Source organism: Helicobacter pylori SA221C (genome assembly GCF_000476855.1).
Classification (GTDB): Bacteria; Campylobacterota; Campylobacteria; order Campylobacterales; family Helicobacteraceae; genus Helicobacter; species Helicobacter pylori_DK.
The window spans coordinates 1-23,553 of record NZ_CBPT010000011.1; the positions used below are offsets into that span (position 1 = coordinate 1).

Sequence of the window (23,553 nt, forward strand, 5' to 3'; positions counted from 1 at the left end):
TCAATCATTCAATCAAGCAATCATTCAACCAAGCAACCAAGCAACCAAGCAATCATCCAACCAAGCAACGCTATCATGTTTTTATAACTATTTTTATCACTTTTACAAAAGATCGCTTAAAAATCCCTTACTTTTTATTATTCTCTCTATTATTCCCCCTTTCATTAACCCTTGCATTAACCCTTTTATTCCCTCTCTCATTAATCCGTGCCACAACATTTTTAAACCATTTGATTCCATAAGCCCCATTTTTAAACCAGTGGGGCTTACAGAGTTAAATTCAAAGGAGAAATGATGGCAAAAGTAGAAGTAGAGTTAAAAAAACTCTATCAAATTTTAGTGGATGCTGAATATTTTTATCAAGTTCCCGATTACCAACGCCCTTATGTGTGGGATAAAGATCATTTAGGGGCTTTGATTGATGATTTAGTGGGCAGCTATACCAACAACAGAGAAGACGAATATTTTTGCGGCTCTATTGTGATTGCTGAAAATCCAAAAGATAAAAGATGGGATGTTGTGGATGGCCAACAGAGGCTAACAAGTTTTATTATCTTGGCTTGCACGATTTTAAGGCTTTATAAACACAGGTTAGGGCAAAAATCTAAAGATTTTATTGAAGGGAGTATTTATGATAAATACGATAAAGAAAAAGAGCGTCTGAAGTTCTTAACCGCTCAAAATTACAATAGTATTTTTGAAAACACGGTGTTAAACAATTTAGAGTTTGAAGACAATATTAAAAAGAGCGAATTGAATAAGAAATTTGAAGAAAACACTTATTTGCGTAACGCTTATTATTTTAGAGAGCTATTGAATGAAAGCATGGAAAATGGTTCAATAATCGGTATTGATGATTTTGTCAAGTGGTTTTATGAACACATTGTTTTGACTAGGATCATTTGTTTTGAACAAGACAGCGCGATGCAAATCTTTCAAGTGTTAAACGACAGAGGCCAACCCTTAAGCCCTATTGATATTTTAAAATCCAGTTTGATGCAAGAAATCAAACAAGATAGTGAAAAACGTAAGGATTTTATAACCACTTGGGACAAATTGGTTGAAGCTTGCAAGAGCGTTGAGGGCGTGGATATTGATTTGGAAGACTTTTTTAACATGTATTTGGAATACGCTGATCCTAGCGTTTCTAAAAAGAGAGCCGATAAGGGATTAAAAAAGGTGTTCAAAGACAGCAAAAAAGACGCTTGCGGGTTCATCTATGAGGTCAGCGAGTTCATGAAGGCCTATACCGCATTGCTAAAAAAATAAGACCAACACATCTACTTATTAAGATACCTTCCCTCTAGGTATTGGGCCAGCATTCTAACGACCGCCCTTCATGTCAAATACCCTGATTTTGACGCTTTGAAAAAGCTTTTGGTGTCTTATTATTACCAAAATTGGATTGCAGGAGGCACGATCACGCGCATCAAGCCAACGAGTATCAACATTATCAAAAATGTTAAAAGCAATAAGAGCGTTGAAACCATCAAAGAGCTTGTATTGAATAACATCGACTCTTATAACACCTTTAACCAATACCACTATAACTTATGGGATAGCTCTTCGGTTTATCCTAGCAAATGGTTACGCCCTGTCTTAGCCCTAGCTAATTATTTTATGACAGATGAAGAGAAGCCCCATTTTATCGCTATGGATGCCGAAACCCAAGTGGAGCATATTTTGCCCCAAATGCCCAAAAGAGGCAGTCAATGGAACGCGGATTTTAACAAAGAAAAAAGAGAAGAATGGGTGAATAGGATCGCGAATTTAACCCTTTTAAAGCGTAAAAAGAACGCGAAAGCCTTAAATGGGGATTTTGATGAAAAAAGAAAAATTTATGGCGGCAAAGACCCAAGCAAAGTGATTAGCTGTTATGACATCACTAAAGAATTGTATAGCAATTATAGAAAGTGGAATGAGAAGTCCCTCCAAGAGCGACACGACTTTTTGTATGAAATTATCACGCCCATTTTACACATAGAAGGGCAAAAAGAAGAATTTGAAGAGGAAATTGAAGAAGAAATTGATCTAGAATGATTAAAGATTGCTAAGCATCAAAACAACAAAGGAGTGATCAATGCCTAAAAAAGAGCTATTAAAGATGTCAAAGAAAAGGATTTTTAAAGACTTCTTAAAAGAAGCCAAACAACACCGCCCCATTGTTTTCTATACAGATAATGATTGTGATGGCATGTTGGCTGGCAGCGTTTTAATGTCTATGTGTTACAGATTGGGTATTAAGGATTTCTTTTTCTTTAGCCCCTTAAGGAATGCGCATGGCTATGGTTTCACTGATTTAGCCATAAATGATTTATTGTCTAAACCTTGCATCTTTAACCCTAAAACCAACCAATTAGTCCGCCTAGATCACATTAAAAACCAATTTCAAAAAGACCCCTTATTGTTTAGTGCTGATTTGGGGGCGGATTTGGCCGCTAATACCGAATTGCAAGAAATCTTATTAGAGCGTTTTGAACAATGCATCATCACAGACCACCATAAGAGTTTTGAAGTTGATTGGATTGATGGAAATAAAATCGCCTACATTAACCTGAATGATGAAAAAGACGCTAACTATTATAGCGGGGCTTTCACAAGCGCTTTAGTGTTTAGTCAAATCTTTCAAATACAAACCACTCCTTTAGAAGAAGAATTGATCGCTATCACGCTTTTAAACGATCGCATTGATTTGGATCATGGGGATAATTTGGATATGGTTTTGAATTTAGCGTCAGTTAAACATGAGCGCATTCAATGCTTTTTCAAAGATAAAGATCTTTCTTTAGCCCAAGACGATTTGGATGGAATTTCTAAATTATACGGCTTTAATTGCATCAATTATATCAACGCTTTAAGCCGTTTGAGTGGGGCTAGAGAGTTTAAGGGTTGTTATGATAGCTATTTGCATTATCTGGTTTTAAAGCATTTCAATCCCCTAAACGATCCATGCTTAAGCGCCTTTAATGTTAAGGAATTCAAAAGATACAACGACATTAAAAAGAAAATGGTGAAAGAAAGCGAAGAAAACGCTCAAATTTTTTCTTGTAACAAAATATTAGTGGCTCTTTTAGATGAAAGCTGTTCTATTAAAGTAGGTGTTAGCGGTTTAGTGGCTAATAACTTTTTAAAAAAATACCCTTCCAATCGCTCCCTTTGTATCTATAGAGACAATAAAGACGGGTATAGCGGTAGCGCTAGAGGTGGTGGGAATTTTTTAAGCCAGATTAAAACCATTCCTTTAATACAAGCTGGCGGGCATGAGGAAGCTTTTGGGTTGAGCTTTGAAAAAGAGGATTTTAAAAAAGTGATCAAAAGCTTACAAGCCTTATAAAGTCAAATAACGCTAAGGATGAATTTTAAAAAAAGGACTTGACATGTTATTGGACTATGATTTTTTATTGTTATTGAATGATGAGAGCGGGAATCCAACCAGATACTACTATTTGTTACAAGATTTTGAAAAGGATTTTGTGGCTAGTAAAGTGGCTCAAAATGGAGCGAAGCGATTCGTTAAGGAGATCATTGGGAGAGAGAAAGCCTCTAAAACTAAAAACAGTGCCATTGAAGTTTCTAGCACGAAAGCTTCTGCTATTAAGAACGAAACGATTGGAAGCAGCGATCTTAAAAAGACGTGTGAGAAAATCAAAAGCGGGCTACCCTTTGGGATCATCTCAGCCTTTAAACCCTTTAAAGACGCTTTTTACAGAGATTTCAATCATAATGAGCAAAAATTACTGATAGGGGCGGCTAAAAGCGGCTGCATTCAATCTAGCGCTGACAAACTGGCTCAGTTAAAAACGCGCTTAATCTACTGGCAGGACAAATCTGTTAAAGTGGATTGGGATAAACCCATTTTAATCAAGGACTTCTTTAAAGGCAATAATTACCTTTATAGGAGGTTGTGTTTTTTATTGGGGAAGCATTTTATGGACAGATTTTTAAAGAATAACGCTAAGGCGAGCGTGAAAGACTTTATGTCTAGTAAGGAGTTTGTCGCTAAATACCGATACACCCCCAAGCAAAATACAGAAAGAGCGAAAAAGCTGCAATCGTATTTAGAGAATAAGCGCGATTTTATAGGGTTTGTTCAAGCGCTTAACTCTTTAAAAGACAACCCGCAAGATCCTTTTTTACCCAATGAAGAAATAAGCTTTTTGGTGTTCGCAAATGAGCCTACTATCGTATTTAATTTAAGGGACTATTTATTGGTGTTAGCGCAAATCTTTAACCAACAAGCGATCTGTTATTGTGAAAGCAAATGCCCTATAGAATTGATCAACGCTTCACCGGGTAAGGACTTTAACAAGACACAAGATAGCTTTTCAGACATCAAATTCTCAACGCCCAATCAATTAGAACAATCCCTCAACACTCTTAAAAACAAGCTGAGCGCATTCTTTTCAAAACACCCTGATAAACATAACGGCATGGAGTTTAATGAAATAGCTAAAACTCAAATAGAAGCGCTTTATATGCCGCAATCTAGCGATGGTTTTGATGATTTTCGCAAGCATCTTGAAGAGAGTATTAAAAGTTTTATCAGAGCGAAAAAAAATCGTTATGGTTTTCCTAAAATTTTTGATATTGCAGACATAGAACAAGAAGAGAGGGAAGTCATTGAATGGCGAGAAAAAAATAGAGCATCAAAACAAAGCTATAAACAAAACCTTCAAACCAACAAAATCGCTAACGATTTAAAGCATGATAAGATAGTGGATAAAAGAACGATTTTAAGCGTGATAGACGCTGATATAGAGCGTGGTTCTATCCCGCCTAAAGATTTGTTAAAGCAATTAGAAAAAATCAGCACTTCTCTTTCTAAAGACATCGTAATAGCGATAAAGCAAGTAGAAAAATTAGAGCTTAACTACGCGTTAATAGACAATATCCAACACAACACGCTTGATGACACGCTTAATTTTACCTTTATTATTGGGGATTCTTTGAGCGTTCAGTCGCTTTATGTTACCTTTAATCTTGTGATTGACATGGATAGGCCTATGAGCGAGCAGTTCCTCAACCATATTGGGAAATTGGGGAGTTTTGAATCTAGAGAGCGAGCGTTAGAGTGGGTGCGATTATCGCAAACTAAACTAATCATTGAAACGCCTAGAGAAGCGCTAAAAAATGCGGAATTATCGCAAATTGAAGAAATATTGACTGGCTGTATTTTTAATGGTGCTTACCGCCTTCAAAACGATCTTAAGGGCAATAGACATGGAAATTTTAAATAAAATTCAAACCCCAACAAGGAGGAACAAGCCATGCTGAAAAGATAAAAACATTAAAAAACATTGAACGACCGATTATAGCGGATTTTAAAACAAATTTTATCAAGGAGTATTTTATGGGTTTTCAAAATGAAAATAAATTAAAAGTAGGGGCGTCAGTCAAAGCCACAATCAATAACAAAGTGGTGGAGGCTAAAGTCATTAGTATTGGGTTTAATCGTGTAACCTTAAGGAGCCAAAAAGGCAACGAAGCCGCATACGCTTTCAATAGCGAAAAATTCTTAAAATGGTTTAAGGAAGTGCCTTTGAATGAAGTTTCTCATAATCACGCTGAAAAAAGCGGAGATGATTTGTTAAAAGGCGTTAAAATCGTTACGAGCGGACCGAGTGTCAAGGAAAGGACTTCAACTCCTAAAGAGAAAGAAAGTCGTTTCAAATTGGACTTTGATTTTGCTGATGAAAATGAGGGAACTTTTCTTTTAATGGCGGAGCTATATTCTAATGAAAAAAGGAATAAAAGACTTGGATTGTTGTTTTCACCTATGAGTTATGAGGGGCGAGGGTTTCAATTTAGTTTAATCGTTATTCACGCCCTTTCTTTTATGGCGGATTTAAAACACCATAGCGATGCGGAGTGGAATGCTATGATTGAAAACAGAAATACTGACGAGTGTTTCTTTGATACTTTTGATGATATGCTCATGGGTGATGTTACTCTATTCTGTAAAGTGATAGAAACTTACGCTAAAAACTTAAAAAGACCCGATGGTAAGAGCTATGGTGTTACTTTGGAAGAGTGGGCGAAATTCTTACCTAGAAATAAAGAAGAGGCAAAATTTGTGGCGCAACTCTTATGCGATGGTGGTATCAATAAATACGATTTAACATGCGCAGGCTTAACTCCTGGAGTTTTAGCTGATAATCTTTGGTCTTATGGTTTTAGAGATGAGGATTATGATGAGGAGGGGAATGTGATTAGGGAGAGGGACATTATCACTGGCGAGGAGTTAAATAATGCGGAGGGTAATGTAGAATAAAACCCCCCTTGTGGGGTCTCTTTTTTTAATCTCTCTTTTTTTCTTGTATCTTTATTTTTCAATTTGCTTGCTTATTTTAGTTTTAACGCTCTTTTATTGATTAGTCAATGTTTTTTGATTAAAGTTAAAAAAGCGTTTAAATCCATTTATAAGCATTCTCTTAAGAAATCGTACGCAGATACCCGTTTTCGCTCAGCATGACATACAAGCGCCCCATGATTTCTTTCTTTTCTTCCATGTCCAGTTGGTTGTTGTCTTCAATTTTTTGTTTTAAAAGGCGCTCGATCTCTTTAGTGTCATAGTCCAAATCGTCTAGCACATCTAAAATCGTTTGGGCTTCACAAATATCTTCCACTTCATAATCGCCTTTTTCATCAAAAACCACGCTAAATTCCGTAGGGTGCGTGAATAAATTGTGTTTCATGCCTAAAACTTCTTGATACGCTCCCACTAAAAAGAACGCTAAAAAGTATTCTTCTTCATCTATATCTATATCATGCAAAAACAAGGGCTTCGTGGAATCAAAAGCGATTTCCCCATCGCTATCGCAAGTAATATCCCACAAACTCGCGCTCCTGGTGGGCTTTTCGTCTAATTTATTCAAAGGCATGACCGGGAAATTCTGTCTCAAGCCCCAATAATCCGGCAAGCTTTGGAAAAACGAGCAATTCAACAAATAGCGCTCTTGGACCTGCTCTTGAATGCGTAAAATATCGTTATGATCCTTAACATAAAGCAATTGCACCGCTTTTTTGACGATCAAATGGGCTAAAACTTCAGTGTTGCTCCTGTCAATCAAATCAATATAGCCCAGATCAAAAAGCGTGAATAACGACTCGGTGTGATCAAAACTATCATGCAAGTATTCAATGGCGTTTTTTTCATTGATATTAGCGAGCAAGTCTAGCATTTCATCAATCAAGGGGGGGTTATTATTTTCTTTAATTTTTAGGGATTTTTCATTGTATTCATGCGAAAACAATTCTAACACCGGGGCCACTAAAACGGCATGGTTAGCGGAAATATAACGGCCTGATTCAATGAAAATGTCCGGCTCTATTTCCTGCTTGTTTTTCACAATTTCCCTCAATAAAAACACCACATCAGCGCTGAATTCCTCTAAAGTGTAGTTTTTATCTTGGTGGTGCTTGTGTTGGGTGTATTCTACGGCTAACCCCCCTCCAATATTCACGCTATTGAGATTTTTAGCGCCCATTTTACGCAATTCTGCATACAAGTTGCCCGCTTCTCTTAAAGCCTTTTTTAAGGGCGAAATATCGCTGATTTGAGAGCCTATGTGGAAATGTATCATGTGGAAATGCTCTAGTAAGTCGTTTTCTTCTAAAAGGCGCATCGCTTCTAAAACTTCAGTGCTGCTAAGACCAAATTTAGAATTGATCCCCCCACTCTTTGCCCAAACGCCAGTGCCAGTGCTGTGCAAACGGATACGAATGCCAATTTTAGGGCATGCTACAAAATCGTTTTGTTTAGCCACAGCGATAATGGTTTTTAATTCATTCAAACCCTCAATCGTTAAAGTGATCTCATGCTGCATGCTTTTAGCGATAAAGCCAAGCTCAATCATTTCTTTGTCTTTAAAGCCATTCACGGTGATAGGGGCTTTAGGGTTAGTGTAACTCATTGCGATGATGAGCTCAGACTTGCTCCCGGCTTCTAAACCATAATCCAAGCCCTTAGCCCCCTGAACTAAAGGGAAAACAAACGAGGGCATTTGATTGACCTTTAAAGGAAAAACCGCCTTAAAAGCCCCGCTGTATTGATACTCTTTAATCGCTGAAGAAAACGCATCAAACAGGCTTTTGATTTGTTTTTGCACCAAATGGGGGAATCGCACCAGCAAAGGCCCTCTATAGCCCTTATCGCGCACGCTTTGAACGATTTCTAAAAGCGAGGGGTTTTTACCATGACAGACTTTAACCAAGCCTTTTTCTATCTTAAATTCGTTATTGCTCCAAAAATTAATCCCATAATCATGGACTTCTTGCATTTTTTATCCTTTTGTTACGATAAGGTTTTAAAGAGATGGGGGTTATTTTTAAAATCTCTGATCGCTTCTTCATAAACTTTTTCAATTTGAATGACTGAATTTTCTAAAGTGTAATTTAAAGCGCTTTTAGCGTATTTATTTTGCATCCTTTCTCTTTCAAGCTTGTTTTCTAACCACCAATCTATTTTAGCGCTCAAATCTTTAGCGTTATTGGGCTCAAATAGCGATCGTTCATCTAGCGCAAATTGCCTGGTCGCGCTTAATGGGCTATTAGCGATAACAGGCACAATCCCCACGCTAATAGCCTCTAAACACGCAATCGCTTCGCTCTCCACATTGGCCGTGTGCGCATAAAGGGTGCAGGTTTTTAAAATCTCTAACAATTCATTAGAATTGACAAACCCAAACTCCGTTTTTACGCCTAGTTTTTGGGCTAGAAGTTTGATTTTTTTCTCATCAGGCCCTTTGCCTTTGAGTAATAATACAATGTCTTGTTTGTATCGGCTTAAAGCAATCGCCTTAATGAGAACGCTTTGATTTTTTTCATTAGAATAGCGCCCTACCATAGCGATTTTAAAGGGTGTGGTGTCAAAAAGGCTTTTTTGCGGGTGTTCAAATTTAAACATGGGATCAAAGCCGTTAGAAATAGCGTATTTTTTCCCTCCATAGTTGTATTTTTCTAATTCTTCTACAATGAATTTTGACGGGCAATGGATATGGTGGATATAGCGGTAATGCGAAGATTTAAACCACGAAAAAAGCATCATGTTGAACCAAGAAAATTGCCCCAATTTCATGTTATAAGAAATATGCTCTGGCTGTAAATGGAAAGAGCCAATGTAAGGCACTCGCATTTCTCGCGCGATTTTTACGGCTGTTTTTTCTAGCAAAAAAGGCAAATAAGTATGGATCATATCCGCTCCCTTAAAAGCCTTCCTTAAGATTTTTTCATCGGGTTTAGCAAAAAGGATGTGTTGTTTGTGTGAGATTTCTGTAACTAGGGGGATATAGCGCTCTTTAAGGTTGTAATACCCCTCTTCTTCACTCCCTAAATTATCCACATAAGGGGCAACCACCCTCATCACATGCCCTCTTTTTTTCAGCGCTTCAAAGAAACGAAACGCTGTCATAGAAGTGCCATTACTGGTGTCTTTAAAGCTATCCACGACTAAAACAATAACCATTTAACTACTCTTCTTTAAAATTGAATTTAAAAGGCTTTTTATCAAACACCACGATTTCTATCATTCCCTCTAAAACCTGAATGTCTAACACAAACGCCTCTATTTTGATTTCAGCTTTTTTCACGCCATCTTGAACCACTTGCGCTTTAATGAGCGCTTCTTGATTCAATTCTAGGGGGGCATAAAAATTGATGTTATTAGAAACCACCACGCTGTGTCTTTTATTCAGTGCGCACAAGGCCGCATAATTGCATGCAATAAGCACAAACCCGGCATGCACAAAATTTTCTTCATACACCATGCTTTCATTGCCCTTGAAACGCGCATGGGCTATATCTTTTTCTAAAACGACCAGTTCAGTGCCAACGCTTGGTTTGAAATTCTTACAAGTCTCTAAAGAGTCATAATCCACACGAACGACTGATTCTTGCACTATTTAATCCTTTATTGAAAGCTTGCTTGGTTTAAGCATCTTAAAATACCCCCTTAAAGGAGCGTCATACCCCTCTAAAGTTTTAGAGGGATCCGTTTTATCCAAAAAATCTTCCAAACTCTGCCCCAAAATAAAATCCGTTTTACGCTGTTCTTTAAGCGTGGTCTTTAAAATGCTAAGAATCTCAAAATTTTCAAACCCTACCCTTTCGCACCACCCTTTTAAAGCGCTAACACTGGGGATAAAATAAACATTTTTCATTTTAGCGTAAGTTTTTTTAGGGCAAAGGGCGATGTCTAAGGGCGAATCAATGATTAAAGTGTCTAGCACCAACTCCCCTTTTATCTTTAAAGCATGATACAAGGCTTTTAAAGCCTCTAGCGGGCTTTTTCTGTGGTATAGCACCCCTAAGCAAAAAATGACATCAAAAGCGTTAGGGTATTTTTCATGCAAATCCTCTACCCCTAAAGACTCATAAATGATTTTTTTTTCTTTATCAAAAAAGGGGGCTAAAAATTCAAATTGTTTTTTGACTAAAACGCCCGGATCAAACCCTACCAAACTTTTAGGTCCATGTTCTAGCATTTTAAACAAGTAATAGCCGTTATTGCAACCCACATCAGCCACAACCTTATCTTTTAAAGGAGTGGCGTTTTTGACTAGATCCCATTTAATAGAGCTATCCCATTCGCTATCAATCTTAATTTGAGAAATTTCAAAAGGGCCTTTACGCCATGGCCTTAACGCCATGATTTCTTCTAAAAGGGTTTTTGGATTAATTTTATCGTTACAAGTGAGCATGACTTACCATAGCGTGGGGGTTTTTTTAAAAAGAGGGGGGTTTAAAAGGGATTCTAAATGATGGGAGCTAATCCCATAAATAAAAGCGAAATTAAACGCTAAATTTTTTAATTGCTCTTTTAAGTTGTTTTGGGTGGTGTAACAATAAGGGTTATTTTTTTCAAAGAAAGCCGCGCTGTTTTTACGACAAAACACGACAATTTTCCCCCACGATAAAGTCTCAAGGGCTTTTTGAAGCAACATTTCAAACAATTCTTTTGAAGCCTCAGCGACAACCACCCTCGCCGTTGCGCCATAAGGGGCTATTTCTAGATTCTTATTCACAAAAAAGGGTTTGCAATGATCTAAAGGGTATTCTTTTTTGCCCAAAAGATTCAAATCAAACTCAATTTGTAATTTCTCGCACAATTGAATGACCCTTTTTAAAGGCTCTAAAAAGATGCATGGCATTTTTAACTCATACTCTTGTTTTTCATAGACTAAAGTGCTGCAAAAAAACGATTGGTTGAGAATCATTAAACGGCTTTCTTTTAAATCTTCTTTCAAGCGCTCTTGCTTATAAAACAAATGGAGCCACTCCAATTTATCAAAAAAGGCTATTTTACACCCCTCTATAATGAACAAATCTTCAAGACTCTCTTTCAAGCACCACACAAATTCGCTCACCATGATTTTAGAAGCGATCTCTAATTCTATGGGGCTTAATAACACCCCGACCACGCGCTCATTCAACAAGCAAAATTTAAACAAATGATTCAAAGAATGCTCTATATCTTTAAGCTTGATCCATGCCACATCCTTATCGCTTAAAGGATATTCTCCTGTGTATAAAATCCCATAAGCCCCTAACTCTAAAGCTTTAGGAATGAGCGTGTGATCCTTAGCGACAAATAAAGAGCCTTTTTGGACTTTGTTTAAAGACAAGACAATGGAATTGAAATAGCTGATTGAGGGCGTGTTTTGCAATTCGCCCAAACTCAATTCTACGGCTTCATTCACCCCTAATCGCATTTAGCTGATCAAACTTCCTGCAATTTTTTCTTTGGTAGGGCTAATTAAAGCCAAATTATCGCTATCTTGCACCGTTAAAATCATGCCCTCACTCATTTCACCCATAAGCTTTGCGGGTTTTAAATTAGCCACCACGCACACCATTTGACCCACCAAGCTTTCAGGCTCATAATCCAAAGCGATCCCTGAAATAATCTGCCTCAAACGACCTTCGCCTAAATCCACTTTCAAGCGCAGTAATTTATTGGATTTTTCAATCCTTTGAGCTTCTTTGATAAGCCCCACTTTAATTTCTACTTTCTTAAAATCTTCAATGCTGATATAGTTTTCTTGTTTTGGTGGGGCTTTTTCTTTTCTATCTTTTTTTTCTTTTTCTTGATTTTCTTTTAGTAGGGCTTCTCCCCCTTTTTCAGCCTTTTCAATTTTCTCCATTTTGGAAAATAAAGGCTCGGTGTCTTGTAAAATCATATCTTGTAATTTTTTAGCCTTAAAAAAGCGTTCGTAATTATTGGGCGTGATTTCTGCATGAAAAGTGCTCGCTAATTTCATAGCGCTCTTTGGCATGAACGCATAGAGCAAAAAGCTTGATTGTAACAGCGCGTTTGCGATCAAACTCAACAAGGCTTCTAGTTTTTCTGATTCGTTGTTTTTGTGCAAAACCCACGGCTCTTCTTTAGCGATGAGTTTGTTTAAAAAATCATAAACGTTAAACAATTCCTCTAAAGCTTTATGCAATTGCATTTTAGGCACAAAAGAATTAGCGTTATCTAAAATTTGATGCACTTTTTCTAGCTCTTTAGGATAATAAGCGGTGATTTTGGCGCTTTTTAGAGAATAATTGAAATATTTTTTAGCCATGCCTAGCAAGCGGTTCAGCAAATTCCCCAAATCGTTATTCAAATTCGCGTTGATCCTTTCTATTAACGCTTTTTTAGAAAAATCCCCATCTTGCCCAAAAGGCACCTCACGCAATAAAAAATAGCGTAATTCTTCAATCCCATACTCCATAGCGATTTTTTGAGCGTCTAAAACATTACCCAAGCTCTTACTCATTTTCACGCCCTCTATCGTCCACCACCCATGCACGCAAAGCTGTTTGAATAAGGGCAAATTCAAACTCATCAAAAAAGCCGGCCAATAAATGGCATGGAAGCGCAAAATATCCTTACCCACAATATGCCTAGCGCATTCAAAATGCACCATTTTATTGTCTAAATCATTCAAATACCCTAACGCGCTCGCATAATTCAATAAAGCGTCCAACCAAACATACACCACATGTTTAGGATCGTTCATTTTTTTAGGCAAAGGAATGCCCCATTCAAAGCTCGTGCGCGTGATAGACAGATCCAATAAACCCTGCTCAATAAAAGAAGTTACTTCATTTTTACGATAAATAGGCAAAATCGCTTCAGGGTTTTTGGCGTAAAACTCCAATAAAGGCTTTTCATACGCGCTCAATTTGAAAAAATAACTCTCTTCTTCTAAAAGCGTGGTCTCCCTCAAGCAATCAGGGCATAGGACTTTATCGTTCGTGTTGTCCGTTTTAGAAATCGCGCAATAACTCTCACAGCTCACGCAATAATATCCGCTATAAGCGCCTTTATAAATATCCCCTTTTTCAAACATGATTTCAAAGGCGTTTTGCACGCATTTTTGATGCTCGCTGTCTGTGGTGCGGATAAAACTATCATAATCTAAATTGAAAAAATCCCACTGGTCTTTAAAAATCGCGCTAATGCTATCGGCGTAAGCTTTAGGGCTTTGATTTCTCAATCTCGCGCTTTGTTCGATCTTTTGCCCATGCTCATCGGTGCCGGTTAAAAAAAAGACTTCTTCGCCTTGAAGCGTGTAATACTTCTTTAAAGTGTCCGCAATCAAAGTCGTATAAGCATGGCCAATATGAGGGATGTCATTCACATAATAAATGGGGGTTGTGATCAGTGATTTTTGCATCTTTATAATCGTGTTACCTTAAATTTGTTTAAATCTCTTAATTTTAACATGCTTTTAAAAATTTAGAGAATAGAGGTTGAATTTATGCTTATTTGTGGGGTGTTTTTAGCTTAAAATTCATTATAATTAACGCTCAAAAAATTGAAAAAGAGTTCAAGGAATAGACAGATGATTTCAAAATTTTTGCTCAAAAGCATGTTCAAGCAGTGGAAAAACGGCGATTATCAGGTCGTTTTTTGGGATAATAGCGTTTATAGGAATGGCGAACATTCGCCTAAATTCACCCTTAAAATCCATCGCCCCCTAAAATTTAGCGATATTAAAAAAGACATGTCTTTGACGATCGCTGAGGCTTATATGGACGGCGTGATTGATATTGAAGGCTCTATGGATGAGGTGATGCACTCTTTATATTTGCAAACCAATTATGAGCATTTGCACAAACATGATAACGCTAAAGCTATCCAAAAGCCCATCAAAGAAAGCTCCAACATTTCTAAACATTACGATTTAGGGAATGACTTTTATTCTATCTGGCTGGATGAAACCTTAAGCTATTCATGCGCGTATTTCAAAAAAGACGATGACACCCTCCATGCCGCCCAACTCCAAAAATTAGATCACACTTTAAAAAAACTCCACCTAAAGCCTGGCGAAAAACTGCTGGATATAGGCTGTGGTTGGGGCTATCTCTCTGTAAAAGCTGCGCAAGAATACGGAGCGGAAGTGATGGGGATCACCATTTCTAGCGAGCAATATAAACAGGCTAACAAACGAGTCCAAGAGCTAGGGTTAGAGGATAAAGTAACGATCAAATTATTGAATTACCAGGATTTAGATGGGCGCTTATACCGCTTTGATAAGGTGGTGAGCGTGGGCATGTTTGAGCATGTGGGTAAGGATAATTTGCCCTTTTATTTCAAAAAAGTTAAAGAAGTGTTAAAGAGAGGCGGGATGTTTTTGCTCCACTCCATTTTATGCTGTTTTGAAGGCAAGACTAACGCATGGGTGGATAAATACATTTTTCCAGGCGGCTACTTGCCCTCTTTAAGAGAAGTGATGAGCGTGATGAGCGAATGCGACTTCCACTTGCTCATGGCTGAAAGCTTACGCATCCATTACGCTAAGACTTTAGACATTTGGCGAGACAACTTCAACCACAACCTAGATCAAGTGAAAAGACTCGGCTATGACGAACGCTTTATCCGCATGTGGGATCTGTATTTAAGGACTTGCGCGTCCGCCTTTAGGGTGGGGAGCGCGGATTTATTCCAATTGCTTTTAACCAACAGCGTGGATAACACTTTCCCCTTAACCAAAGAATACATCTACCAATAATTTCAGATTTTAGCCCCTTCTTTCAGGCTAACTTCTGGCAAGCTCTCCACATACAAACTCTGTGATGGGAAAGCAAAACTCAAATGGTGCTTTTCCACAATCCCCATGATTTTTAGCATCACGTCTTCTTTGACTTCTAGCCACTCTTCCCAAACCACTGTTTTAGAAAAGCAATACACTAAAATATTAATAGAGCTGTCTGCAAACTGATCTAAAAAGACAAACAAATTGTTTTTATACCCTAAAAAATCATCAATAGAAACAATATCTTTTTTAAACATGTAGCGGTAATCGCTCGCATTTTGCAAAGCGCTATCGGCTCCATTAGCGATTTTAGGGTGGTTTTCTAACATTTCTTTAATGTCTTTCACGCAAAGCTGTAAAGCGCTTTGACTGGAGCTATAAGTTAAGCCTATTTCCATTTTAATACGCCTTCCCACTTTACGACGGCTCCAATTCCTGATGGGTTTTCCGGCTAATTCTGAATTAGGCACGGACAAAAGAGCGTTGTCAAAGGCTCTGATCGTGGTGCGCCTTAACCCCATTTCCACCACCGTGCCCTCCACTTCACCGCACACGATCCAATCCCCTTGAGAAAACGAATTGTCTAACAATAAAATGACCGAAGCAAAAAAATTCGCCAACACATCTTTAACCGCCAAAGCCACCGCTAACCCCCCAATCCCTAAAGAAGCGATGATGGCTGAAACATTAAACCCTAGTTGTTTCAAAACCCCTAAAAGTGCGACAATGAAGATCAAAAAATACACGACTTTTAAAATCAAGTTGATCACTTCTTTTCTAAAATTGTGCGTGCTTTTGGTAGCCATATTCGTAACTAACGCTTCCCCATAGCCTTTAAAAAGCGCTATCACTAACCATGCTAAAAGCATGATATACACCGCACCCACCCACATAGAAACTTTAGGAGGCGATGCGTTAGGGTAGTAGAAAATATCTAAAGCCACATCGCAACTAAATAGGGCTAAAAAGACAGAAACCGGCGAAACAATGCTGCTTTGCACATTGACATGCATTTTTTTATTGCGCTGCATGATTTCAAAAATACGATCTAACAATAAGGCTAAAAGCCAAGTGATCAACTTCCTTAAACCCAGCAATAAGGCTAAAATCGTCAAAGCCAGCACGATTTTACTCACTTGCAAGCTATGGGTTGTGAAAGGCAAAACCTTGCTGATTTTGTTTAACACAAAATCCATATTCACTTCCATGATCAAGTTTTTAGGAAGCACTTCTTTAGGGTGGTTTTTAATGTAACGCAAGACTTCAGTGTAAGTGTTCAAACGCAATTCATAATCGCTAAACATCTGCTCTAATTCATGCATTTTGACATTGTCTAAATTTTTAGGGAAAGTGTAGAGTTTGAATTGCCCTAAACGCAAAAGGAAAGCATCGCTGATGCTTTCTACATCTTTTTGTTCGCTAAAAATATCAATACTGCTCCTGATTTTATCTATAAAACGATACAAAATTTCATCTATCAACAAAATATCTAAAGACAATCTATCTTTCATGAAAGTGTAGAAATTATCGCCCTTAATGCTTCTAGACAAACGCTTTTTGATTTTCTCTTGCTCTTTTAAATTTTGATTGATATCAATCCCGATCTTATCCCTTTCATTCAACACTTTAGAAGTCAAACTTTTAATCAAATCATTCTTTTGGGTGTTATACAGAGAGACTTCAGCGCTTCTTTCAGGGTTTTTTTTGTAAGTTTCAATGACTTGATTGAGCTGGTTGATTTGATTGAAAATCAAAAACAAATCCACCGCATCTGTTTCATGCTCTTCAACCGCTCTCAAAGGATTTAAAAAGAGCGATAATACCAATACCCACCACAATAATAAACGCATGCAAAACCCCACTCAAACAAGATAAAATCTTTCTCATAATTTCTAGCGATTATACCAAAAATTAGAAACGCTTCGCCCCATAAAGTTACCCATGCAATTTGAAAACGCTTTTTATTTATCCCTAAAAAGCGGGCTTTAGCTCAATTGTGAGCCTCTTTTCAGATCGCTATATTGCTTGATGCGATGCTTTGAGTATTTTTACATTTTACAATTAAAACAAAGCCTTAATTTCTAACAAATCTTGCTTTATTTGATATTTTTATAGTAGGATTTCGCACAGGCCGTAGTCAAAAAGCTTTCCCTGTTCGGTGCGATAAAGTCACGGATAATGTGCATGTCTTTTATTCTTACATGTTTCACTTTTTAGGTTTTTATAACCGCTTTTATTGAATTTTTTCATGTAAGATTTGTGTTTTAAGAGATTTCCAACCCTACCACTTGTAATTAGGCTATTTTGATGATCAATCTTTAGAAGAAAGAACCATAAAAATGTAGTATCCTATGCCTACTAGAAAAACAAGAATTAAGAAAATGAGTAATCCCCACTCTAAAGAATCCATAACTCCTCTTTAAAGAATGTCAAAAGTGGTGCGCTTGGCAGGACTCGAACCTGCGACCTACGGCTTAGAAGGCTGTTGCTCTATCCAGCTGAGCTACAAGCGCATGATACTTGGCGTTAGGTGGTGCGCCCGAAGGGAGTCGAACCCCTAACCCCCAGATCCGAAGTCTGGTGCTCTATCCAATTGAGCTACGAACGCTTACAATTCAAATAAAGGAATGACTAACATAAAAACTTGGTAAAACGCTTATTTAATGAGATGGGGTGGAAGATGGGAATCGAACCCACGACCCTCAGGACCACAATCTGATGCTCTAACCGACTGAGCTACTCCCACCATTCAATGAAAGGAAGCGACATTCTACCAAAGAATTTTAAACAGAACAATAAATTATGCAAAAAGTGGTCGGGGCGAAAGGATTCGAACCTTCGACCCCTTGGTCCCAAACCAAGTGCGCTAACCAGACTGCGCTACGCCCCGAAATTTTCACATGAAGCGTTATTATAGCTGAATTTTCTAATTTTTGAGCGTAACTTTTCAAAAATACCGCTAAAAATCAAAATTGACGCTCAAAAAATACCCTAATCCAACTCCCTCACTTTTAAAAAGCTATTTTTTTAAAAAACAGCTCTAAAGGATTTTTAAGCTTTTCGTTTCTTAAAAACTACTTTCGTTTTTTCATTTCACTAGAAACTTTTTCATAATGTTCCATGTGTTTTTTGCTTAACTCTTTGGTAATATGCACCATCACTTTGTGATAGGCTTGATTCATGATTTTTCTAATGGCTCGATCATGGTCGGTTTCCTTAATCCTATGCACAAAAGTTTTGGGGACAAAACCTCCAGAATTGGTGCGCCGCAATTCCACTCTTTCAATCACAGCCTTAATCTTTGAAACATCAATACCAAAACTATGGATAATATCTTCACTTTTTGGCTCAACAAAATTCAAGTTCAAATACCCTGAAGACATGTCTATCACTCTTTCTTCGCTAAGTGCATCGCTCTCTTCTACAATATCTTCTAAGATAGCCACATCCCCATCCATGCGTAAAACGAGCAACGCTTTTTCTTTGATGTCTTGAGGGATTTCACTAACGTCTTTAAATTGCGAAACGCTATAGCCTTTTCTCTCTAAAAAACTACTCAACTGGAGAAACAAAGATTTCTCAAACTCTTTTTGATAATTTTCAGGGATAACTTTATTAGCCTCTATCTTAGGATCGATTAAGACAACTAAATGGCCGTTTTTAGGCTCTTGCTTGCCTTTAATAGGATAGTGGAAATGCAAATCCACGGACTCGCCCATATTATTGTGCTGCTGCTTTGCAGGCATTCCATCAGCTAGAGCCGTATAAAACGCCCCACTCGCTAATAACGATCCTAAAACGATTGCTAAACTACCTTTTTTCATTAAATTCCTTTCTTTCTTTTTCTTTAAAATCAATTCCTAATCTTACCCAAAAAATCCCACTTTTAGCGCTATTTTTAAGATAATCATTCCCATTCAATCGTTCCTGGTGGTTTAGAGGTAATATCATACACCACCCTATTGATACCGCTCACTTCATTAGTGATACGATTAGAAACCTTTTCTAAAAAAGAATGCTCTAAAAATGAAAAGCTCGCCGTCATGCCATCGCTCGCGTTTACCGCTCTCAAACAAATAGCGTTTTCATAAGTGCGGTTATCCCCCATCACCCCCACAGAATTGACATTCAACAGCACGCAAAAAGCTTGCCAAACCTTGTCATACAAATGGGCTTTTTTAAGCTCCTCTATAAAAATAAAATCCGCTTCTTGCAAGCGTTTGATCTTACTCTCACTGATTTCGCCTAAAATCCTTACAGCAAGCCCAGGCCCTGGAAAAGGGTGGCGCATTAAAAAATCCTGGCTAACGCCCAATTCTTTACCCAATAAGCGCACCTCATCTTTAAACAATTCCCTTAAAGGCTCTATGAGTTTAAAATCCATCCATTCAGGCAGTCCGCCCACATTATGGTGGGTTTTGATCACTTTTGAAGGCCCTTTAACGCTCACAGATTCAATCACATCAGGGTATAAAGTGCCTTGGGCTAAAAACTCAATTTTGCCTTTTAAATGGTGCTTCTTGGCTTCTTTTTCAAACACTTCAATAAAGGTTTCGCCGATGATTTTTCGCTTCAATTCAGGCTCACTCACGCCCTTTAATTTAGACAAAAAGATTTCTTTAGCGTCTATCGTGTTTAAAGGGATTTGCAAGTCTTTAAACATCGCTTGCACCCTTTCTTTTTCATTTTTACGCAACAAGCCATGATCCACAAAAACAGCGATCAAATTATCCTTAATGGCTCTGTATAATAGCGTAGCGACAACCGTAGAATCCACGCCCCCACTCACCGCACACAAAACCTTAGCGTTAGCAATTTTTTCTTTCAATCGCGTTATTTCTCTTTGAGCGAAATGCTGCATCCCCCAAGTTTTTTCACAGCCACAAACCAAAAGGGCAAAATTTTCTAAAATCTTACCCCCCTCTTCGCTTTGAATGACTTCTGGGTGGAATTGCAAGCCAAAAATCTTGCCGTTTTCAATCGCGCAATAGGGGGAATTAGGGCTTTTTGCAAGGGTAGTGAAGCCTTTAGGCAATTCTATGACTTTATCCATATGGCTCATCCACACAAGGCTTTTGGTTTTTACGCCTTCAAAAATCACAGAATTTTGAGCGATTTCTAAAACAGCCTTACCAAATTCTTGCTCATTCGCACCAACCACCACGCCCCCAAAAAAATCCACCAAATACTGCATGCCGTAGCAAATCCCTAAAATCGGCACATTCAAATCAAAGATTTTCCCGTTAGGCTTGTAAGCGTCTTTAGCGTACACGCTCGCTGGCCCCCCACTCAAAATCAAACCTTTAGGGGCTTTTTTTTGAATGTTTTCTATGCTTTCAAAAAAAGGGACTATTTCTGCATAAATCCCACTCTCCCTCAATCTTCTAGCAATCAGCTGTGTGTATTGGCTCCCAAAATCTAATACTAAAATCATCGCTCATTCTTTATTTTTGTTTTTTTGTTTGTGTTTTATCATACTGGCTCTTATAATCCACTCTGTGGCTCTCAGCTAACTCAGGAGCTTTTTGCACAAACCAGCGTTCTAATTTTTCTAGTTCGTATCTGTAATTCCCACCTTTTGAGCAATATTGAGAATCAATCAGCGAAAACGCATAGAGCGTCTTACTTTCTTTAGATTGGAATAAAAATTCCTTATGGAATAGCGCTTTTTTAGGCATGCCGCTCATCAGAGATTCAGGCAATAAAAAAGCGTCAAAATCACAAAGCACTTTTTTACTCAACTTGTTGCTTTTGGTGAAAACAAAAACGATCTCTTTTCTCATGTCTTGTTTAAAAGCTAATGAAAGCACATTCAAAAAGGGCAGAGCTAAACTTTTATCCACCCTAACTTTAAAAGCTTTAAAATCCCCTAATAAGACCCCCATAGACAAAACCAACCCCACGCAACATTTCAAACTCGTTTGAAAAACGCTCATCTTTTATAATCCTTGACTTATCATCGGTTGCATAACTACAGGCTGCATGACGCAAAGTATTATAATATAAAAATTGAGAATTACGCTTTAGCTTGGCTAGCGCTCAAGTCTTTAGTTATTAAGTCTTTATTGGGTAAAAACACTCTCATGCTAGTATTTTCACTCCTTTTAAGCCCCAATGATGCTTGGTGTTGAAATAGAATGATAGGGCTTGACTAATTCATACCTTCTAAGTCTTCTGATATTGACTAAAGCGGTATTGGCTGAAATGGCTTGTGTCATGCTGCTTGTGGGGCGTAAAGAAGTGAGCGTATTCACACTCCCTCCATTGCATCGTGGGTTTCTAACCCTCGCATCTTCTGGGTCATACCACGCCCCTTTTTGGATACTCAAAACCCCTTGACGGATATTCTTAGTTACAAACGCCCCTGCTAACAACCTCCCCCTAGCGTTAAACACTTCCACGATTTCACCATGCCTAATGCCTAATTTATTAGCATCTAGTTCGTTGATCATTACAGGCTCTCTGCCTTGAATTTTATACACATTCCTAACCCAAGTGTTATCAAGCTGTGAATTGACACGGTATTTGGGGTGCGGAGAGATTAAATGGAACGGATAAGTCTCAGCCATTTTAGAGCCTAGCCACTCAGCTGGCTCAAACCAAGTGGGATGCCCTTTAAAATCAGCCAGTTTAAGATCCGCGCATTTTTGAGAAAAAATTTGAATTTTCCCACTCTCTGTATCCAGCTTATTGTTAATAGGATCTTGCCTGAATTTCGCATGACGCACAAACTTTCTCGCATTTTCAGGGATTTCAAACTCCACAAAGCCATCCCTCCAAAATTGATCAAACGATTTCAAGGTAGGGCCATCGCTTTTTTCATAAAGGCCCTTAATCCATTCCATGTAACTCTTAGATTCAGTGAATTTCTGCTCTGTTTCATTGCCCCCAATGCGTAAAGCAAGCTGTCTGAAAATCTCATAATCGTCTTTAGATTCATAAACAGGCTCTACCACCTTACGCATGGCATAAACCACATTCTTAGAATAACTCCCTCCAAAAGTAATATCATCTCTTTCCATAGTGCTAGTGGAAGCAAAGACAATATCAGCGAATTTCGCCGTAGGCGTCCACCAAGGCTCATGCACGATCACGCAATCTAAGGTCCTTAAAGCGCGAATCAGTTCGTTTGTATCAGCTTCATGCCCCAACAAATCCGTCCCGCAATTGTAGATCATTTTGATTTTAGGCAATTTGAGTTTTTTACCCATAAAATCAATTTCTTTATCCGGATTCAAAATCGCTTCAGAAATTCTAGATGCTGGAATAACGCTTTTTACAGAATTATGCCCTTGTGGAATCATAGGAACAATTCTTGCCCCTGAGCTTGCTTGAGCGTTCCCTCCATAATGCATAGAAAAGCCAAAGCCCCCACCCGATAAGCCCACTTGACCAATCATGCTGGCTAAAACAATTAACGCCCAATCCGGTTGCTCGCCATGCTGAGCTCTTTGCATGGCCCAATTGCCCGCTAAAAAAGTGCGCTTAGAGACAAATAAATCCGCTAATTCTTTGATTTTTTCTGCACTCACTCCAGTGATTTGAGACGCCCATTCTAAAGTCTTAGGTGCATTATCGCTCTCTCCTAGCAAATAGGGTAAAAATTTATCAAAACCATCAGTGTATTTAGCGATAAACGCTTTATCGTATTGATTGCTTGTATAAAGATAATGCATCATGCCTAGCATTAACGCTACATCAGTGTTAGGGCGAATGGGTATCCATTCAGCATTAAAGGCTTGAGCGGTTTCGGTATAAATGGGATCAATACTAATGAATTTAATACCAGCTCTTTTATACTTAGGGTAGTAGCTGTCATTGACATGGTTTGGCACAAAATAATCAATGCGGTTGCACTTGAGTAAATCCGCCCCCCACATGACATACACCTTACAATTTTTAATCATCTCTTCATGCGTGGTTTGTTGCGAATAAACTTCCATATCCCCTACAATCATAGGGTTTATTCTTGCAGCCGCGCCATTACTATATTCCCCATCAGTGCCAATAGCCCCCCCTAAAGTCGTATTAAAAAAACGCCATGCTAAATGATGGCAACGATGCAAGCTGCCCGCATGCCCCCAACCACCATAACTGGCATTATAAATGTTTTCTTTAGGGATTTCTTTAAGCTTTTTAGCCGCTAAATCCAACGCTACATCCCAACTCACGCGCACAAACTCTTCTCTCCCGCGCAATTCTTTGTGGTTTTTTTTGTTTTCTAAAAAGCTCTTACGCACGCAAGGATACTTCACCCTACTATCTGAATACACCCTATCTGCCATCGCTTTTAACATCATAGTAGGGTTATAATCGCTCTTTTGAGAGACAATATCTTTAATCACTCCATTTTGAACCTTTGCGATAAAGGGGCCAAAATGCGTTGCATGCGGAATGGATTCTACTTTTTCAAAAACACCAACAGCTTTCAAAACATTAGCGCTAGCGAGCGCGATTGGGATTTTTGTTAGGATACTTCTGCGTGAAATGGACATGGTTCTCCTTCAAGCTTGCATTCTGTTAAAAC

15 protein-coding genes, 4 tRNA genes and 2 pseudogenes are annotated in these 23,553 nt (G+C 38.3%); 6 read left to right on the top strand and 15 right to left on the bottom strand.

Annotated elements, in window-relative coordinates:
• The 5 genes and pseudogenes from QU01_RS08400 to QU01_RS05805 all read left to right on the top strand — a co-directional run.
• Positions 1-242: pseudogene (locus QU01_RS08400) on the top strand (hypothetical protein); the annotation flags it as partial.
• Positions 243-294: 52 nt separating this feature from the next.
• Positions 295-2,040: pseudogene (locus QU01_RS05790) on the top strand (DUF262 domain-containing protein).
• Between the two features lie 40 nt (positions 2,041-2,080).
• Complete coding sequence (locus tag QU01_RS05795) at positions 2,081-3,334, top strand: single-stranded-DNA-specific exonuclease RecJ family protein (protein ID WP_033762857.1); 1,254 nt, start codon at positions 2,081-2,083, stop codon at positions 3,332-3,334.
• A 43-nt stretch (positions 3,335-3,377) separates the two neighbouring features.
• On the top strand, positions 3,378-5,237 hold the full coding sequence (locus tag QU01_RS05800) for a hypothetical protein (protein WP_033762856.1): 1,860 nt from the start codon (positions 3,378-3,380) through the stop codon (positions 5,235-5,237).
• A gap of 113 nt (positions 5,238-5,350) precedes the next feature.
• Positions 5,351-6,271, top strand: a complete 921-nt coding sequence (locus tag QU01_RS05805) for a hypothetical protein (protein ID WP_033762855.1) — start codon at positions 5,351-5,353, stop codon at positions 6,269-6,271.
• 160 nt (positions 6,272-6,431) lie between these two features.
• Here QU01_RS05805 and speA read toward each other — a convergent pair whose 3' ends face one another.
• From speA to metG, 6 genes are read right to left on the bottom strand one after another with little or no spacing between them, the layout of a single operon-like run.
• Positions 6,432-8,279: an arginine decarboxylase gene (speA, locus tag QU01_RS05810; RefSeq protein WP_001158590.1), complete on the bottom strand. Its 1,848-nt coding sequence runs from the start codon at positions 8,277-8,279 to the stop codon at positions 6,432-6,434.
• A gap of 14 nt (positions 8,280-8,293) precedes the next feature.
• Positions 8,294-9,463 carry a glycosyltransferase family 4 protein gene (locus QU01_RS05815; protein ID WP_033762854.1) on the bottom strand — a complete coding sequence of 390 codons (1,170 nt, stop codon included), beginning with the start codon at positions 9,461-9,463 and terminating at the stop codon, positions 8,294-8,296.
• Between the two features lie 4 nt (positions 9,464-9,467).
• On the bottom strand, positions 9,468-9,896 hold the full coding sequence (locus QU01_RS05820) for a hotdog domain-containing protein (protein WP_001158320.1): 429 nt from the start codon (positions 9,894-9,896) through the stop codon (positions 9,468-9,470).
• Between the two features lie 3 nt (positions 9,897-9,899).
• On the bottom strand, positions 9,900-10,697 hold the full coding sequence (gene cmoB / locus QU01_RS05825) for a tRNA 5-methoxyuridine(34)/uridine 5-oxyacetic acid(34) synthase CmoB (RefSeq protein WP_033762853.1): 798 nt from the start codon (positions 10,695-10,697) through the stop codon (positions 9,900-9,902).
• A 3-nt stretch (positions 10,698-10,700) separates the two neighbouring features.
• Positions 10,701-11,708: a hypothetical protein gene (locus tag QU01_RS05830; RefSeq protein ID WP_033762852.1), complete on the bottom strand. Its 1,008-nt coding sequence runs from the start codon at positions 11,706-11,708 to the stop codon at positions 10,701-10,703.
• Positions 11,709-13,664 (bottom strand): methionine--tRNA ligase, encoded by a 1,956-nt coding sequence (gene metG / locus QU01_RS05835; RefSeq protein WP_033762850.1) that lies wholly within the window; start codon positions 13,662-13,664, stop codon positions 11,709-11,711.
• A 168-nt stretch (positions 13,665-13,832) separates the two neighbouring features.
• Between metG and cfaS the strand changes: the two genes are divergently transcribed.
• Positions 13,833-15,002 (top strand): cyclopropane fatty acid synthase, encoded by a 1,170-nt coding sequence (gene cfaS, locus QU01_RS05840; protein WP_000623797.1) that lies wholly within the window; start codon positions 13,833-13,835, stop codon positions 15,000-15,002.
• A 2-nt stretch (positions 15,003-15,004) separates the two neighbouring features.
• Here cfaS and QU01_RS05845 read toward each other — a convergent pair whose 3' ends face one another.
• The 9 genes from QU01_RS05845 to QU01_RS05890 all read right to left on the bottom strand — a co-directional run bounded on the left by QU01_RS05845 (position 15,005) and on the right by QU01_RS05890 (position 23,521).
• Positions 15,005-16,876 (bottom strand): mechanosensitive ion channel family protein, encoded by a 1,872-nt coding sequence (locus QU01_RS05845; protein WP_001238135.1) that lies wholly within the window; start codon positions 16,874-16,876, stop codon positions 15,005-15,007.
• 586 nt (positions 16,877-17,462) lie between these two features.
• Positions 17,463-17,539, bottom strand: a tRNA-Arg gene (locus tag QU01_RS05855).
• Positions 17,540-17,557: 18 nt separating this feature from the next.
• Positions 17,558-17,634, bottom strand: a tRNA-Arg gene (locus QU01_RS05860).
• A 61-nt stretch (positions 17,635-17,695) separates the two neighbouring features.
• Positions 17,696-17,772: transfer RNA gene (locus tag QU01_RS05865), tRNA-His, on the bottom strand.
• A 66-nt stretch (positions 17,773-17,838) separates the two neighbouring features.
• Positions 17,839-17,916 (bottom strand) — tRNA-Pro (locus tag QU01_RS05870).
• Between the two features lie 184 nt (positions 17,917-18,100).
• A complete protein-coding gene (gene hpaA2 / locus QU01_RS05875) occupies positions 18,101-18,850 on the bottom strand; it encodes an HpaA2 protein (RefSeq protein ID WP_033762848.1) in 750 nt (249 codons plus the stop codon).
• A gap of 83 nt (positions 18,851-18,933) precedes the next feature.
• The gene (gene guaA / locus QU01_RS05880; RefSeq protein ID WP_033762847.1) at positions 18,934-20,460 is read right to left on the bottom strand and encodes a glutamine-hydrolyzing GMP synthase; all 1,527 of its coding nucleotides are present in this window, start codon (positions 20,458-20,460) and stop codon (positions 18,934-18,936) included.
• 10 nt (positions 20,461-20,470) lie between these two features.
• Complete coding sequence (locus tag QU01_RS05885) at positions 20,471-20,962, bottom strand: hypothetical protein (protein WP_033762846.1); 492 nt, start codon at positions 20,960-20,962, stop codon at positions 20,471-20,473.
• Positions 20,963-21,130: 168 nt separating this feature from the next.
• Positions 21,131-23,521: a molybdopterin guanine dinucleotide-containing S/N-oxide reductase gene (locus QU01_RS05890; RefSeq protein ID WP_033762845.1), complete on the bottom strand. Its 2,391-nt coding sequence runs from the start codon at positions 23,519-23,521 to the stop codon at positions 21,131-21,133.
• Between the last annotated feature and the right edge of the window lie 32 nt (positions 23,522-23,553).